Source organism: Lentzea sp. NPDC058436 (genome assembly GCF_042721515.1).
GTDB lineage: Bacteria > Actinomycetota > Actinomycetes > Mycobacteriales > Pseudonocardiaceae > Lentzea.
The window spans coordinates 167,754-182,817 of record NZ_JBHXLF010000003.1 but is presented as its reverse complement, the minus strand read 5'-3'; the positions used below and the strand labels follow the sequence as shown (position 1 = coordinate 182,817).

Below are 15,064 nucleotides of genomic sequence, written 5' to 3'. Positions count from 1 at the left end.
GAAGCTCCCCGCACTCCGTTGTCGGGGTCAGGTCATAAGGTGTTGCGTATGCGGCGGATCATGGGAACCGAAGTCGAGTACGGCATCTCAGTGCCGGGCGACGCGACCGCGAACCCGGTGCTCACTTCGACACAGGTGGTTCTCGCGTACGCGGCGGCGGCCGACATACCGCGGGCCAGGCGGGCGCGCTGGGACTACGAGGTGGAGTCGCCGTTGCGCGACGCCCGCGGGTTCGACCTGGGTTCGCCCGGCGGGCACCCCGCCGACTCCGACGTCGAGGACCTGGGCGCGGCGAACGTCATCCTCACCAACGGCGCGCGGCTCTACGTCGACCACGCGCACCCCGAGTACTCGGCTCCCGAGGTCACCAACGCGCGCGACGCGGTGATCTGGGACAAGGCGGGGGAGCGGGTGATGGAGGAGGCCGCGATCAAGGCCGCCTCCGTGCCGGGCCAGCCCCGCCTGCAGCTGTACAAGAACAACGTCGACGGCAAGGGCGCGTCGTACGGCACGCACGAGAACTACCTGATGCAGCGGTCGACGCCGTTCACGGCCGTCATCGCGGGCCTCACGCCGTTCTTCGTGTCGCGCCAGGTCGTGACCGGTTCGGGGCGCGTGGGCATCGGGCAGTCCGGCGAGGAGGCCGGCTACCAGCTCTCGCAGCGCGCCGACTACATCGAGGTCGAGGTCGGCCTGGAGACGACGTTGAAGCGCGGCATCATCAACACGCGCGACGAGCCGCACGCGGACGCGGACAAGTACCGCCGCCTGCACGTCATCATCGGTGACGCGAACCTGGCCGAGTACTCGACGTTCCTCAAGGTCGGCACCACCTCGCTGGTGCTCGACATGATCGAGGCCGGGCAGCGGTTCGACGACCTGCGCATGGTCGATCCGGTGCGCGCGGTGCACCAGATCAGCCACGACCCGACGCTCAAGACCAAGGTCGAGATGACCGGCGGGCGCAAGTTCACCGGCCTCGACGTGCAGTTCGCCTACCACGAGCGCGCCACCGCGTTCGTCGAGAAGGAGGGCGTCGGCGACCGCGACGTCCTGCGGATCTGGGGCGAGGTGCTCGACGCGCTGGCCCGTGACCCGTCCGAGTGCGCGGACCGGCTCGACTGGGTCGCGAAGCTGCGGCTGCTGGAGGGCTACCGGCAGCGCGACGGCCTGGAGTGGGGCGCGGCGCGGCTCAACCTGGTCGACCTGCAGTACTCCGACGTGCGCCTCGACAAGGGCCTCTACAACCGCCTGGTCGCGCGCGGCTCGATGAAGCGCCTCGTGAGCGAGGAGGAGGTCATCGCGGCCATCACCTCGCCGCCCGAGGACACGCGTGCGTACTTCCGCGGCCGGTGCCTGGAGCGCTACCCGACCTCGGTGGCGGCAGCCTCGTGGGACTCGGTGATCTTTGATCTGGGTCGGGAATCGCTCGTGCGGATTCCGACGCTCGAACCGCTCCGGGGCACGAAAGCCCACGTCGGAGCGTTGCTGGAGGCTTCTGACACCGCCGAGCAGCTGGTGGACGCGCTGACCCGCGGGTGATCGTCTACCCGAGTGGCTCAGGGTTTTTGTCGGTGCCGCTGGGTAGTGTTCTTGTCAGGCGAGTGAGCGGGAGGCCGAGATGTCCCAGGAACAGAAGCAGCGCCAGGGCGGTGGCGACGGCGACGACGGTGCGGACGACGCCGCCGGAGCAGGTCAGGAACGCCGCGAGAAGCTCGGCGAGGACGTGGACGCGATCCTCGACGAGATCGACGACGTGCTCGAGGAGAACGCGGAGGACTTCGTCCGCGCATACGTGCAGAAGGGTGGTCAGTAGGCCTTCGGGGGCCTGCGGACCACCTCGGGGACGGGAGAACAACCAACACATGGACAACAGCTCGACCGGGCGTTACCCGGCCGCGGCGCTGCCTTCCGCGTACCTCACGCCGGGCTCGTCGTCGTTCACGGACTTCCTGCGGGCCCAGGCACCCGACATGCTGCCTAGCGCCCGGAAGCTCCCGGAGGGGACCGTCCAGGCCCCGCACGGGACGACGATCGTCGCGGCCACCTACAAGGGTGGTGTCGTCATCGCCGGCGACCGGCGCGCGACGATGGGCAACGTGATCGCCCAGCGCGACATGAAGAAGGTCTTCGTCACCGACGACCACTCGGCCGTCGGCATCGCCGGCACCGCCGGCATCGCGATCGAGATCGTGCGCCTGTACACGGTGGAGCTGCGCCACTACGAGAAGATCGAGGGCGTGCCGCTGTCGCTCGACGGCAAGGCGAACCGCCTCTCGGCGATGATCAGGGGCAACCTGGACGCGGCCATGGCAGGCCTCGCCGTGGTGCCCCTGTTCGCCGGGTACGACATCTCGGCCGCAGACCCGGAGCGGGCCGGCCGCATCGTGTCCTACGACGTCACCGGTGGCCGCTACGAGGAGTCGCAGGGCTACCAGGCCGTCGGCTCGGGCTCGCTGTTCGCGAAGTCGGCGCTGAAGAAGCTCTACGACCCGGACGCCGACGCGGACGCCGCGATCCGCTCGGTCGTCGAGGCCCTGTACGACGCGGCCGACGACGACTCGGCCACGGGCGGCCCGGACCCGGTCCGCCGCCTCTACCCGGTAGTGGTCACCATCAACGGCGCCGACGGCGCGGTAGAGGTGCCGGAACCCGAGGTCGCCACGGTCGCCGACGCGGTCGTCGAAGGCCGCAGGTCCCGCCCAGCAGGCTGAGTCCCCCACAGGTTCGACGTCAGGAGCACCACCCATGACGATGCCGCTGTACGCATCGGCAGAGCAGGTGATGCGCGACCGCTCGGAGTACGCCCGCAAGGGCATCGCCAGGGGTCGCAGCGTCATCGTGCTGAAGTACGCGGACGGCATTCTGTTCGTCGCGGAAAACCCCTCCAGCACCCTGCACAAGGTCTCGGAGATCTACGACCGCATCGGCTTCGCCGCCGTCGGCCGCTACAGCGAGTTCGAGAACCTCCGTCAGGCCGGCATCCGGTTCGCCGACGTCCGCGGGTATCAGAACGACCCGCGTGACGTCACGTCTCGGTCGTTGGCGAACGTCTACGCGACCACGTTGGGTACCTACTTCACCGAGCAGATCAAACCTTTTGAGGTGGAGATCGCGGTGGCCGAGGTCGGCGACTCGTCCGCCACCGACACGTTGTACCGCTTGACGTACGACGGGTCCATCGTGGACGAGCCGCAGTACATCGTGATGGGCGGCACCGTGGATGCTGCCAACACGGCGTTGAAGGAGGCCTTTGCCGACGGCTTGTCGTTGGCTGAGGCTGTTCCGGTTGCGGTGAAGGCGTTGTCGGCCGGGTCGCCGTCTACCGCGGCCGGGTCGTCCGAGTTGCTTCCGGCTGCGAAGCTGGAGGTCGCTGTTCTGGAGCGGGCTCGGCCTCGGCGGGCGTTCCGGCGGATCGCTGGGGCTGCTTTGGATTCCTTGATGCCCGCGCCTTTGAAGGATGGCAAGGCTGTTGAGGATGTTGAGCTGCCTGCTGAGAACTCGGAGGGTGAGTCCAAGTAGGTCTGTTGGTTTGGTTGGCTTGGTTTGGCGGGCCCCCGGCTTTGTGGCTGGGGGTCTTTGCTTTGTTGGCGCCTGTTTTGCGGGTGGTTGTTTTGCGTGCGGCCTGTTGCGTTGCGTGCTTCCCCTGGGGCTCTGCCCCAGACCCCGGCAATCTGAAATGGGGGTAGCGCTGGGGGCAGGTTGATGGCACGCCTGTTGCGTAGGGCGGCTGCGCGTTGCTTATGAGGTTGCGTTGGCGGTGGGGTCCCATCACGAGCCGCACCAAGAGCGGGCCACACCTGGTCAGGGGTGTCAAGCGGACGAAAAGCGTGTCCGCTTGACACCCCTGACCAGGTGTGGCAAGAGCTATGGCGCGACTCGTGATGGGACCCCACCGCCCGGCCAGCTTGCTAAGGACGGCTCGCCTGCGGCATCGCGGCCATCACACGGCTCGCCTGCGGCTTCGCGTCTGTCATCCGCCTCGCCTGCGGCATCGCGGGCGATCAGGCGCCCCGCTGCCCTCTGCGGCCTGCGCCCCTGATTCCCTGCGGCCCGCTGCCCTGCGGCTCGCGCCCCGCCGCCCTGCGGCTCGCGCCCCGCTGCTCTAAGGCCTGCGGGCCGCCACCAGCAGGCCGTCTCCCAGAGGCAGGATCACCGGCACCAGCCGCGCGTCCTCTTTCACCAGCCTTGCGATGTCCCGCATCGCCTGCGTCGACTCGTCCCGCTTCGAGGCGTCCACGACCGACCCGTGCCACAGCACGTTGTCGAACGCGATGACCCCGCCCGGCCTCAGCATGCGCACGCCGTGTTCCAGGTACTGCGGGTACTCGGGCTTGTAGGCGTCCACGAACACGAGGTCGTACGCCGCGTCGGTCAGCCTGGGCAGCACCTCCAGCGCCTTGCCCATGATCAGGCGGGTGCGCGACGGGGAGATGCCTGCCGCCGCGTAGGCCTCGCGGGCGGCGCGTTGGTGTTCTGAGGCCACGTCTATCGAGGTCAGGATGCCTGACGCAGGCATGCCCGCCAGGAGGTAGAGGCCGCTGGTGCCCGCTCCGGTGCCGATCTCGACCACCGCGCGGGCCTGGAGTGCGGTCGCGAGGAACCGCAGGGCGGCGCCTCCGCCCGCGCCGATGGGCACGCAGCCCAGTTCCTGGCCGCGTGCTCGCGCCGCCAGGTGCACGTCGTCCTCGGGGAGGTACTGCTCGACGTACTCCCGCAGGGCCGATTCCGTGGTCACGGTCTAGCAGGTTAGTGCCAACTGTGCCCAAAACGGGTGAACGCGGCCCGAACCGAGATTCTCAGGATGCTCTCAGCCCACTCTCACGATCGTTTAAAGGGAGCAGGAGAAGGTACAGAAGCAAGAAGCCAGGCTCTAGTCGGGAACAAGCCGGACCCGTCGCCCGTTGAGCCGCATAAGGGTCGCCGGGCGGCCCACATGGAGGTGCCGAAACACCTGATGCGCACGCAGTCGAGTTCGCCGGAGGCCGTCGCGCCCATCGAGACGGCCGACTGGACGCCGCCCTCGTGGGACGCAATCGTCCGCGAGCACGCGGACAGGGTCTACCGGCTCGCGTACCGCTTGACCGGCAACCAGCACGACGCCGAGGACCTGACGCAGGAGACCTTCATCCGCGTCTTCCGGTCGCTGGCGTCGTACAAGCCGGGCACCTTCGAGGGGTGGCTGCACCGCATCACCACCAACCTCTTCCTCGACATGGCACGCCGGCGCAGCCGCGTGCGCATGGAGGCGCTGCCCGAGGACAACGACCGCCTTGAGGGTGACGACCTGTCCCCCGAGGAAATCTACGACGAGAACCACCTCGACCCCGACCTGCAGGCCGCGCTCGACGAGCTCCCGCCGGAGTTCCGCGCCGCGGTCGTGCTCTGTGACGTGGAAGGACTCTCCTACGAGGAGATCGGCGCCACGCTCGGGGTGAAGATGGGTACCGTGAGGAGCAGGATCCACAGGGGCCGCCAGGCTCTGAGGGTCGCGCTCGAACGCCGTCGTCAGGAATCGTTGCTGGAGGACTCTGCATGACCGACCTCCGTGGTTGGGGACTGCCTGAGCAGCATCTCGCGCTGGATGCCGTGGTGGCGTTCGTGGACGGGGAGCTTTCCTCGACCGCCCACGAACGAGCCTCCGCGCACATCCAGAGTTGCGGCTTCTGCGCCTTCGAGGCCTATACGCAGCAGCAGGCGCGCGCAGCCGTGCGCACCGCACCGGCGCCAACGGCGTCGGCGTCGCTGCTGGACAGGCTCGGAGCGATCCCCCAGGAGGTCGAGCTGCCGTCCGCTCCGGACGGGCTCGCGATCACCGAGGACGGCCAGTTCGTCGCCGTCCAGCGCACGGACAAGCCCGCGTTCGGCTCGGGCCCGGTGCTGGGTTCGTCGAGACCACTGGGCAGCAACGGCTGGTTCAGCGGCCGCCGCGCCCGCCAGGGTGCCGGTGTCGTCGTGAGCGGCATGTTGCTGAGCGCGCTCGCGTTCACCACGTCCGACGGCGAGCCGCCGGTCCAGGTCCCGGCGCCGCAGAACGCCGGCGCGGTCTTCGCGACCACCCCCTGACAGTCATTTCACCGTTCGTCAGGCACGCTGTAGTTCAGCACTCCTAGCGGAAAATTCGGGGAGAGATGAGCCAGCAGTCGCCCAACGGCCAGACGTCCACACCCGTTTCCGGAGTGGACGACGGAGCCCATCGCAGGCTCCGGCCACGGCCCCTGGTGCAGCCGCCGGTCGACCCCGCGTCCGCCACCGCCTTCGGTCGCCCGGACGGTGTCGCCGGGGCGTTCGCCTCGCGCGACGTGCCCGTGTCCCAGCTCCAGTCCGCGCCGCCGCCTCCCGAGTCCCTCGTGACGGCGTTCGGCCGCCAGGGCTCGCAGGAACTCCTGCAGCGGCCGCCGCAGCCCACGTCCGACCCGGATCCGGACATCGACCCCGTGTTCTGGGGCGACAAGCCCGCCGGTGACCCGTGGCGCGACCCCGCCTCCGGTGCCGTGATCGGCCCGCCCGCCGTCGGCGAGGAACCTCCCGGCGAACCCGAGCGCAAGCCCGAGCCCGGCCCGCAGCTGAGCATTCCCGAGCTTCTGTTCGGCCGTCGCGTGAAGCCGACCGCCCTGGCGCTGCTGCTCACCGTGGCGCTCGTGCTGGGTGCCGTCGGTGGTCTCGTCGGCTGGCTGATCGGCCGCGCCGGCAACCCGCTGACCGACTCGACCGTCACGCTGTCCGAGGTCGCCCAGGGCAAGGAACGCCCCGCCGGTTCGATCTCGGACATCGCCAAGCGCGTCACGCCCAGCGTCGTCTCGATCGAGTTCAAGGGCGCGAACGTGGCGGGCGTCGGTTCCGGCGTCGTCATCGAGGGCGGCGGCTACATCCTGACCAACGACCACGTCGTCGCCCCGGCCGCGCAGGACTCGTCCGCGAAGCTCAGCGCCGTCTTCACCGACGGCACTCGCGCCGCGGCCCGTGTCGTCGGCCGCGACCCGAAGACCGACCTCGCCGTCATCAAGGTCGAGGTCACCAACCCGACCGTCCTGCAGTTCGGCAACTCCGACGAACTCCAGGTCGGCGACAGCGTGATCGCCATCGGCTCACCGCTGCAGCTCTCCAACACCGTCACCGAGGGCATCGTCTCCGCGCTGCACCGCCCGGTCACGGCGGCGGGCGAGAACGGCGGCCCTCAGGTCACCTACGACGCGATCCAGACCGACGCCGCCATCAACCCGGGCAACTCGGGCGGCGCGCTGGTCGACTCGCGCGGCGCCCTGATCGGCATCAACTCGTCGATCCGGACCGAGACCGGCGGTTCGGTCGGCCTCGGCTTCGCGATCTCCGGCAACCAGGCCCGCAAGATCAGCCAGGAGCTGATCCGCAACGGCCAGGTCAAGCACGCCGACATGAACGTCAACGTGAAGTCCGTGTCCGCGGAGACCTCCGAGGGCGCCCAGGTGCAGAACGTCCCGGCCGGCGGCGCCGCGGCGGCCGCGGGCATCCAGGAGGGCGACGTCATCACCAGGGTCGGCGACCGCATGGTCCGCAACGCCGCAGAACTGGTCGTGGCGGTCCGGGAGCACGAAATCGGTCAAACGGTGCAGGTAACGCTTGCGCGCCAAGGCCGTGAACTCAAACTCGACGTGACCCTCAAGAGCGACTGAGCAGTAGGCTGGGACCGTGTTCGACAGCATCGGATGGGTAGAGATCCTCATCATCGTCGTCGCGGGTCTCTTCATCCTGGGGCCCGAGCGCCTGCCGTCCGCGGCAGCGTGGTTGGGGAAGACGGTGAGGCAGGTCCGCGAGTACGCGACCGGCGCACGCGAGCAGCTCAAGCAGGAGATGGGGCCTGAGTTCGAGTCGCTGCGCAAGCCGCTCGAAGACCTCCGCGAGCTGCGCAACTTCGACCCGAAGCGCGCGGTCACCAAGCACCTGTTCGAAGACCCCGAGCCGACCAAGTCCAACGGCTACCCGACGCCGCCCGCGGCCGAACAGCGCCCGCTCGCACCAGGTGAGCGTCCGCCGTACGACCCGGACGCGACCTGAGTCCGAAACGCCATGAGGGGCCCCTCCACTGCGGAGAGGCCCCTCATGCGTTTTGTGTGAGAGCTAGCGCCCGGCGGGCGAGACGTTCAACAGCCGCCCGGCCAGCCCGCGCGACCGCACCGAGAGCTTCGTCGCCACCTCGGTCAGCACCTGGGCGGCGGCCGACTCCGGCACCGCCTTCACGATCGGCGTCCCGGTGTCACCGTTCTCCCGCAACCGCGGGTCCAGCGGCACCTGCCCGAGCAACGGCACGTCGGACCCGATCGCCTTCGTCAGCGACTCGGCGACGGCCGCACCGCCACCGGTCCCGAAGACGTCCATGCGCGAACCGTCGGGCATCTCCAGCCACGACATGTTCTCGATGACACCGCTGACCCGCTGACGGGTCTGCAGCGCGATCGACCCGGCGCGCTCGGCCACCTCGGCGGCGGCCTGCTGCGGGGTGGTGACGACCAGGATCTCGGCGTTCGGCACGAGCTGGGCGACGGAGATCGCGATGTCGCCGGTGCCGGGCGGCAGGTCGATCAGCAGGACGTCCAGGTCGCCCCAGAACACGTCCGCGAGGAACTGCTGAAGAGCGCGGTGCAGCATCGGGCCGCGCCACACGACCGGGGTGTTGCCCGGGGTGAACATGCCGATCGAGATGACCTTCACGCCGTGCGACTGCGGCGGCATGATCATCTTCTCGACCTGGGTGGGACGGCCGTCCGCGCCCAGCATGCGGGGGATCGAGTGGCCGTAGATGTCCGCGTCGACGATGCCGACGGACAGGCCGCGGGCCGCCATCGCCACCGCGAGGTTCACCGTGACCGAGGACTTGCCGACGCCGCCCTTGCCGGACGCGACGCAGTACACGCGCGTCAGCGAGCCCGGCTGGGCGAACGGGATGACCGGCTCCTCGGTGCCGCCGCGCAGCGTCTTGCGCAGTTCGGTGCGCTGGGCGTCGCTCATGACGTCGAGGTCGACGCGCACGGACGAGACGCCGTCGAGGGCCTCCACCGCCGCGGTGACGTCCTTCGTGATCTTGTCCCGCATCGGGCAGCCCGCGACCGTCAGGAAGATGCCGACGACCACGGCACCGTCCGCGCCGACCTCGACGTCCTTGACCATCCCGATCTCGGTGATCGGACGGCGGATCTCGGGGTCCTGCACACCGGCGAGCGCCTTGCGGACGTCGTCGACGGTGGGGAGGGGCTGCGTGGTGGTCACCGATCCATGCTACGTCCGGTTCGCACCGGTCCTACCGGCCGGTCACTTTCCAGTGCAGGCCCAGGTCGTAGCCGGGAGCGCGCTGTCCGTAACATCGACGCCCGTGCCGGAATCGGGTAGTTCCCGGTTGCCCACCCGTGTCGAGCTCGGGGTGTGGCGATCGTTCCTCCGCGCGCATGCACGGATCACGAGGGTCCTCGAGGCCGAACTGATTGCTGAGCAGCGCCTATCGCTCGCGGCGTACGACGTGCTGGTTCAACTGGCCGAGACGCCTTCCATGCGCATGCGCATGACCGAACTGGCCGATGCCGTTCTGCTGTCCCGCTCTGGCGTGACCCGCCTGGTGGACCGTTTGGAACGTGCCGGTCTCGTCGGGCGCGAACGCGCCGACGGTGACGGACGCGGCATCGTGGCGGTGCTCACACCGCTGGGCGCCGAACGTCTGCGCAGTGCCTCCACGACCCACCTCGCCGGCGTTGCCGAGCACTTCGGGGAGAGCTTCGGCCCCGGTGAGCTCGAAGCGTTCGGCCGCACCTGCGACCGCCTCGCCGCGGACGACGTGTTTCCCTGATCGCATGATCACGGTGGTGGGACTCGTGCACGTCGAGGCTGGCCGTCTCCTCGTTGTGCGCTCACGCAACAAGAAGGCCTTCTACCTGCCCGGCGGCAAGATCGAGGCCGGGGAATCCCTCGAAGACGCCGTCCGCCGCGAGGTTCGCGAAGAGCTCGGCGTCGAACTCGACGATCCCTCGCAACTGAAGCGCTACGTCTCACCCGCGTACGGCGAGGGCGAAGGCGCGATGGTCGACATGACCTGCTTCACGGCGGTCCTGAAAGGCACACCGCGGCCCACGGGCGAGATCGCCGAACTGACCTACGTGACCCGCGACGAGTACCGCGGGCACGCCGAGACCGCTCCCGCGATCCACGAGGTGCTGGACGACCTGGTCGCGGGTGGACGGGTCAGGGCCTGACCTTCTTCAGGTTGTTCTGCTCCTTCACCAGCTTCTCCAGCTCCCCGCGGATGAAGTCGCGAGTGGCCACCTCGCCGAGCGCCAGCCGCACCGCCGCCAGCTCGCGCGCCAGGTACTCGGTGTCCGCCTTGGTCTGCGCCGCCCGCTTGCGGTCCTCCTCCAGCGACACCCGGTCCCTGTCGTCCTGCCGGTTCTGCGCGAGCAGGATCAACGGTGCGGCGTAGGCGGCCTGCGTCGAGAAGGCCAGGTTGAGCAGGATGAACGGGTACGGGTCCCAGCGCAGCGACACCGCGACGAGGTTCGTCGTGATCCAGGCGACGACGATCAGCGTCTGCCAGAACAGGAACTTGCCGGTGCCGAGGAAGCGCGCGAGCCGTTCGGAGAGCTGGCCGAACGTGTCGGGGTCGACCGAGAACCGGAAGCCGCGGGGCTCGCGCGGCTGGTCGAGTCTGCGCCGGGGCAGTACTTCAGGCATGGCTCAGTCCCGTCTCGCGCCAGTTGTCCGGCAGCAGGTGGTCCAGCACGTCGTCCACGGTGACGGCGCCGAGCAGGTGCTCGGTCTCGTCGAGCACCGGGGCGCACACCAGGTTGTAGGTGGCGAAGTAGCGCGTGACGTCGCTCAGCGAGGCGTTGGGCGACAGGTACGCCATGTCCGTGTCGAGGACGCCGGCGACGAGGTCGAACGGCGGTTCGCGCAGCAGGCGCTGGATGTGCACGCAGCCGAGGTAGCGGCCCGTCGGTGTCGCGGAGGGGGAGCGGCACACGAAGACCATCGACGCCAGTGCGGGCGTCAGGTCGGGATTTCGCACTCGTGCCAACGCTTCCGCGATCGTCGCGTCCGGCGTGAGGATGATCGGTTCCGGGGTCATCAGACCGCCGGCGGTGTCGAACGAGTACTCCAGCAGGCGCCGGACCGGTGCTGACTCCTCGGGTTCCATCAGCTCCAGCAGCCGGTCCTTGGTGCCCTCGGCCAGCTCTGCCAGCAGGTCCGCCGCGTCGTCCGGGTTCATCGCCTCCAGGATGTCCGCGGCGCGTTCCTCGTCCAGGTGCGACAACACGTCCTTCTGGTCCTCTTCGGACAGTTCCTCGATGACGTCCGCGAGCCGCTCGTCGTCCAGCGCGTCCGCGACCTCGTGGCGGCGCTTGGGCGGCAGCTCGTGCAGCGCGTGCGCCACGTCCGCCGCGCGCATGCCCTCGAAGACGGCGACGAGCTGCTGCGCGCCCTGCGGCTGGCTCGCGATCTCGTTGACGCTCAGGCCGCGGACGTCCTCCCAGTCCCACACCTGCACCGGGCCCTTGAGGCTGAACCGGCCGGTGCGCTCGCGGCCGGCGACGCGGACCATGCGCCAGTCGCGGGTGCGGGTCAGCTCCATCGCGGCGTCCACGACGGCCGCGGTGCCGCCGTCGTCGAGCTGGATCCGCGCGTCGAGCAGCTCGCCGATCACCAGCACCTCGTTGACGCGCTGGTGGAACGGCCGCAGGTTGACCGACCCGGTCGCGAGCGTCACGGCGTTCGGCTCGATCGAGGTGAGCCGCAGCATCGGCACGAAGATCCGCCGGCGCGTCACCAGCTCGACGACCATGCCGAGCACGCGCGGCGGCTGCCGGTCGATGCGGAGGCTGATCACGACGTCACGGGCCTTGCCGATGGGTTCGCCGTCGGGGCCGAAGACGGGAAGTCCGGCCAGCTGAGCGATGAAGACCCGGTTCACAGCAACCACATCACCAGGCTAGATCAGGTCAGGGCCGCCCACCCGGCGATGTCGGCGCAGATCACCGCCATGTCGTCGAGATCTTCCTCCAGCGACCAGATCCAGTTGGCGACGGCGCGGTGCAGCGTCCAGTCCCGCGCCTTCTCGACGTCCAGCTCGCCCGCGTCGCAGATCGCGAGGAACCGGTCGGTCAGGCCCCTGCGGCCGTCCAGCTCGTCGAACCTGTTCCACAGCAACGGGATCACGCAGTACTCGGGGTCACCGGAGAGCGGCTTCGGGTCGATCACCAGCCACGGTTCGCGGTCGCCGCGCAGCACGTTCTCGTAGTGCAGGTCCTCGTTGACCAGCGTCGTGCCCATCGGCCTGGTGCCGGCCTCACGGGCCGCGTCGAGCAGCGTGCGCGGCACGGCGGGATGGTCGTCCAGCGAGCCGGCGAACCGGCGGAACCCGTCCGGCGCCTGGATCGCGCGGTGGCGGCGCAGCAGCCCGCCGATCACGCCGACCGCCAGGTCGATCGGCTCGTCGTCGAGCGAGTGCTGGTCGAGGCGTTCCAGCAGCAACGCGCCCAGTTCGGCGTCGTGGTCCAGCAGCCGCACGGCACCGTTGCCGTCGTAGAGCTTCAGCGCGAGCGGTTCGTGCTCGGTCTCGGTGTCGACCCAGGTCAGCTTGAGCACGGCGGGGTGCCCGTCGGCCTGGCGAACGGGCAGCACGACCGCGCAGAACCCGTTCATCAGCGCGCCGTCCGGGGTGAGGCGCCAGCGCGCGCACGCCTTGGTGGCGAGCTTCGGCAGCTTCGCCACCCACTCGTCGGCGCCGTCACCGAGGCCCTCGCCGAAGCCCTCCGGGACGGTGATCACGAGCTGAACTCCAGGCGGTACACGGCTTCCCACTCCGGCCTGGTGTTGAGCCGCGCGGTCCTGAGCGCCTGAGCGGTCTCGTCGTCGGGCTCGGTGAGGTGCGCGACGGCGGGCGCGTCGACGAGGTGCGAGTGCGTGCTGGGGGAGCGGACCGTGACGGTGACCTCCGCGCCGTCGGTGAGGGGCGCTTCCGGTTCGGTGCCACCGGAGATGACCCACAGCGCGTCGGCACGCCAGTGTGCGTGCACGAGACGGGGCCCGTGGCCGGGTGAGGTGATCCAGACGGCCGCCGCTTTCCGCAGTGCCGCGTCGAGGACTCGGGTGATCTCCACCGGTTCAGACTGCCAGGGTTTGTGAGACCGGACTCAGCGGATATGCGCCCCTGGTTGATGCGTGCCACTGTGGCGCCACAGTTACCGGCCGGTACGAGGAGGTACTCCAGTGGTCGACCAGCAGCGTCCCCGTCGCTCGTGCCTTGCGGTGCCCGGCTCCAGCCAGAAGATGATCGACAAGGCGCGCACGCTGCCGGCGGACCAGGTGTTCCTGGACCTGGAGGACGCCTGCGCCCCGCTGGCCAAGCCGGACGCCCGCAAGACCATCGTCGCCTCGCTCAACGAGGGCGGCTGGGGCGACAAGGCCCGCGTCGTGCGCGTCAACGACTGGACGACGGAGTGGACCTACCGCGACGTCACCGAGGTCGTCGAAGGCGCCGGCGCGAACCTCGACTGCATCATGCTGCCGAAGGTCCAGACGCCGGAGCAGGTCGTGGCGCTCGACTTCCTGATCACGCAGATCGAGAAGACGATGGGCTACGAGGTCGGCAGGATCGGCATCGAGGCGCAGATCGAGAACGCCCTGGGCCTGAACAACGTCAACGCGATCGCCACCGCGTCCCCGCGCGTCGAGACGATCATCTTCGGCCCTGCCGACTTCATGGCGTCGATCAACATGAAGTCCCTGGTCGTCGGCGAGCAGCCGCCCGGCTACGACGTGGGCGACGCCTACCACTACATCCTCATGCGGATCCTGATGGCGGCGCGGGCCCACGACAAGCAGGCCATCGACGGCCCGTACCTGCAGATCCGCGACGTGGACGGCTACAAGCGCGTCGCCGGCCGTTCCGCGGCGCTGGGCTTCGACGGCAAGTGGGTGCTGCACCCCGGCCAGATCGAGGCGGCCAACGAGGTGTTCAGCCCCAAGCAGGAGGACTACGACCACGCCGAGAACATCCTCGACGCGTACGAGTTCTACACCTCGGAGGCGGGCGGGAAGCGCGGCGCGGTGATGCTCGGCGACGAGATGATCGACGAGGCGTCGCGCAAGATGGCGTTGGTGATCTCCGGCAAGGGGCGTGCCGCTGGCATGGCGCGCGCGAACGTGTGGACGCCGCCGGAGGACTGATTTCCGTTACGGATTGTGCGCTACTTCACCCTGAATGTCACTCGACGTGTTCGACCGTCACGGGTTGCGTTCAAAACTGGTGAAGTGGCGCACAATCCGTCACCGGGATTTGCGCTGCGACCCCGGGGTGGGCGCATGCTCATCGGCATGTCACGTTCGAGTAACGCCAAGGCGAGCAGACGGTTGCGGCTCTTCAAACGCCGCGAGGACGACCTGCTCGAACGCAGCTTCCGCAGCTGCCCCGGCTGCGCCGCCGACGTCCACGTGTTCGCCGACGTCTGCCGCCACTGCGGTGGCGCCCTGGAGATCGCTCTCGCGGGCTGAAGGTCCCGCTAGTACGTGTTCCCGCTGATCACCGCGACCATGATGCCGAGGTAGAACAGCACGAACAGCAGGTAGCCGACGGTGACGACGTAGCCGATGATGATGCCGGCGAGCGCCATCCCGTAGCCGTCCTCCTCGCCCCGCTTGATCTTCTTCATCGCGATGTGGCCGAAGATGATGCCGACGATCGACGTCACGCCGCAGGTCGCGAACCCCACCACCGACAGCACGAGCGACACGATCGCGTTCGTCTGGGACTTCGGCACGACCGGGTAGCCGTAGCCGTACATCGGCTGCTGGCCGTACGGCTGACCGTAAGGCGGCTGCTGGCCGTACGGATCGCCTGACTGCTTCGGGTTGTACGGGTCGTATGTCATCGCGATCCCCCTAGACGTGTGAGCGGGATCTTAAGGTCCTGTCCAGCGGTTCGTCGCGTGCGGGTGCGCGATTCCACTGGCCAACGCTGCTGTTTCGGTACAGCGGGCACCTGTGTTGTTGCGGAGAGCACACCCCGGTCGCAAACGAGCGTTAACCGGTCCATACTCGCCGGTAA

General features: G+C 69.1%; 19 protein-coding genes. 12 read left to right on the top strand and 7 right to left on the bottom strand.

The features are described from left to right. Positions 1 to 48 precede the first annotated feature (48 nt). From dop to prcA, 4 genes are all read left to right on the top strand, one after another. Complete coding sequence (gene dop / locus ACFWN2_RS14550; protein ID WP_382427705.1) at positions 49 to 1,542, top strand: depupylase/deamidase Dop; 1,494 nt, start codon at positions 49 to 51, stop codon at positions 1,540 to 1,542. A gap of 79 nt (positions 1,543 to 1,621) precedes the next feature. Continuing rightward, positions 1,622 to 1,816 carry a ubiquitin-like protein Pup gene (locus tag ACFWN2_RS14545; protein WP_030471529.1) on the top strand — a complete coding sequence of 65 codons (195 nt, stop codon included), beginning with the start codon at positions 1,622 to 1,624 and terminating at the stop codon, positions 1,814 to 1,816. 49 nt (positions 1,817 to 1,865) lie between these two features. Further along, positions 1,866 to 2,714 (top strand): proteasome subunit beta, encoded by an 849-nt coding sequence (gene prcB / locus ACFWN2_RS14540; protein WP_382427703.1) that lies wholly within the window; start codon positions 1,866 to 1,868, stop codon positions 2,712 to 2,714. A gap of 34 nt (positions 2,715 to 2,748) precedes the next feature. Continuing rightward, a complete protein-coding gene (prcA, locus tag ACFWN2_RS14535) occupies positions 2,749 to 3,522 on the top strand; it encodes a proteasome subunit alpha (RefSeq protein ID WP_382427701.1) in 774 nt (257 codons plus the stop codon). Positions 3,523 to 4,105: 583 nt separating this feature from the next. Here prcA and ACFWN2_RS14530 read toward each other — a convergent pair. After that, positions 4,106 to 4,738 (bottom strand): O-methyltransferase, encoded by a 633-nt coding sequence (locus tag ACFWN2_RS14530; RefSeq protein WP_382427699.1) that lies wholly within the window; start codon positions 4,736 to 4,738, stop codon positions 4,106 to 4,108. 219 nt (positions 4,739 to 4,957) lie between these two features. Here ACFWN2_RS14530 and sigE point away from each other — a divergent pair, with 219 nt between their 5' ends. The 4 genes from sigE to tatB all read left to right on the top strand — a co-directional run bounded on the left by sigE (position 4,958) and on the right by tatB (position 8,034). Continuing rightward, entirely contained in the window at positions 4,958 to 5,539 is a 582-nt protein-coding gene (gene sigE, locus ACFWN2_RS14525; protein WP_169746025.1) for an RNA polymerase sigma factor SigE, read from the top strand. Then, entirely contained in the window at positions 5,536 to 6,066 is a 531-nt protein-coding gene (locus tag ACFWN2_RS14520) for an anti-sigma factor family protein (protein ID WP_382427697.1), read from the top strand. The genes sigE and ACFWN2_RS14520 overlap by 4 nt, the downstream gene beginning before the upstream one ends. Before the next feature lie 65 nt (positions 6,067 to 6,131). Next, positions 6,132 to 7,652 (top strand): trypsin-like peptidase domain-containing protein, encoded by a 1,521-nt coding sequence (locus ACFWN2_RS14515; protein ID WP_382427695.1) that lies wholly within the window; start codon positions 6,132 to 6,134, stop codon positions 7,650 to 7,652. Positions 7,653 to 7,668: 16 nt separating this feature from the next. After that, positions 7,669 to 8,034, top strand: a complete 366-nt coding sequence (gene tatB, locus ACFWN2_RS14510; protein WP_382427693.1) for a Sec-independent protein translocase protein TatB — start codon at positions 7,669 to 7,671, stop codon at positions 8,032 to 8,034. Positions 8,035 to 8,097: 63 nt separating this feature from the next. Here the strand turns inward: tatB and ACFWN2_RS14505 are convergent, their stop codons facing one another. Next, complete coding sequence (locus tag ACFWN2_RS14505) at positions 8,098 to 9,243, bottom strand: Mrp/NBP35 family ATP-binding protein (RefSeq protein ID WP_382427691.1); 1,146 nt, start codon at positions 9,241 to 9,243, stop codon at positions 8,098 to 8,100. A 103-nt stretch (positions 9,244 to 9,346) separates the two neighbouring features. On the opposite strand from ACFWN2_RS14505, the gene ACFWN2_RS14500 reads away from it, so the two are divergent. Further along, positions 9,347 to 9,814, top strand: a complete 468-nt coding sequence (locus ACFWN2_RS14500; protein ID WP_035913526.1) for a MarR family winged helix-turn-helix transcriptional regulator — start codon at positions 9,347 to 9,349, stop codon at positions 9,812 to 9,814. A 4-nt stretch (positions 9,815 to 9,818) separates the two neighbouring features. Next, positions 9,819 to 10,217, top strand: a complete 399-nt coding sequence (locus tag ACFWN2_RS14495) for an NUDIX domain-containing protein (RefSeq protein WP_382427690.1) — start codon at positions 9,819 to 9,821, stop codon at positions 10,215 to 10,217. Here ACFWN2_RS14495 and ACFWN2_RS14490 read toward each other — a convergent pair. From ACFWN2_RS14490 to ACFWN2_RS14475, 4 genes are read right to left on the bottom strand one after another with little or no spacing between them, the layout of a single operon-like run. Further along, a complete protein-coding gene (locus tag ACFWN2_RS14490; RefSeq protein WP_382427689.1) occupies positions 10,207 to 10,692 on the bottom strand; it encodes a DUF1003 domain-containing protein in 486 nt (161 codons plus the stop codon). The genes ACFWN2_RS14495 and ACFWN2_RS14490 overlap by 11 nt on opposite strands. Further along, a complete protein-coding gene (locus ACFWN2_RS14485; RefSeq protein WP_382427687.1) occupies positions 10,685 to 11,938 on the bottom strand; it encodes a magnesium transporter MgtE N-terminal domain-containing protein in 1,254 nt (417 codons plus the stop codon). The genes ACFWN2_RS14490 and ACFWN2_RS14485 overlap by 8 nt, the downstream gene beginning before the upstream one ends. Before the next feature lie 14 nt (positions 11,939 to 11,952). After that, the gene (locus tag ACFWN2_RS14480) at positions 11,953 to 12,786 is read right to left on the bottom strand and encodes an aminoglycoside phosphotransferase family protein (protein WP_382427686.1); all 834 of its coding nucleotides are present in this window, start codon (positions 12,784 to 12,786) and stop codon (positions 11,953 to 11,955) included. Continuing rightward, positions 12,783 to 13,118, bottom strand: coding sequence for a hypothetical protein (locus ACFWN2_RS14475; RefSeq protein ID WP_382427684.1), 336 nt, complete (start codon positions 13,116 to 13,118; stop codon positions 12,783 to 12,785). The genes ACFWN2_RS14480 and ACFWN2_RS14475 overlap by 4 nt, the downstream gene beginning before the upstream one ends. A gap of 109 nt (positions 13,119 to 13,227) precedes the next feature. Here ACFWN2_RS14475 and ACFWN2_RS14470 point away from each other — a divergent pair, with 109 nt between their 5' ends. Both ACFWN2_RS14470 and ACFWN2_RS14465 read left to right on the top strand, forming a co-directional pair. Further along, positions 13,228 to 14,187: an HpcH/HpaI aldolase/citrate lyase family protein gene (locus tag ACFWN2_RS14470; protein ID WP_382427682.1), complete on the top strand. Its 960-nt coding sequence runs from the start codon at positions 13,228 to 13,230 to the stop codon at positions 14,185 to 14,187. Between the two features lie 147 nt (positions 14,188 to 14,334). After that, the gene (locus ACFWN2_RS14465) at positions 14,335 to 14,511 is read left to right on the top strand and encodes a hypothetical protein (protein WP_382427680.1); all 177 of its coding nucleotides are present in this window, start codon (positions 14,335 to 14,337) and stop codon (positions 14,509 to 14,511) included. Positions 14,512 to 14,519: 8 nt separating this feature from the next. Here ACFWN2_RS14465 and ACFWN2_RS14460 read toward each other — a convergent pair whose 3' ends face one another. Beyond that, complete coding sequence (locus ACFWN2_RS14460) at positions 14,520 to 14,888, bottom strand: DUF4190 domain-containing protein (protein ID WP_382427678.1); 369 nt, start codon at positions 14,886 to 14,888, stop codon at positions 14,520 to 14,522. Between the last annotated feature and the right edge of the window lie 176 nt (positions 14,889 to 15,064).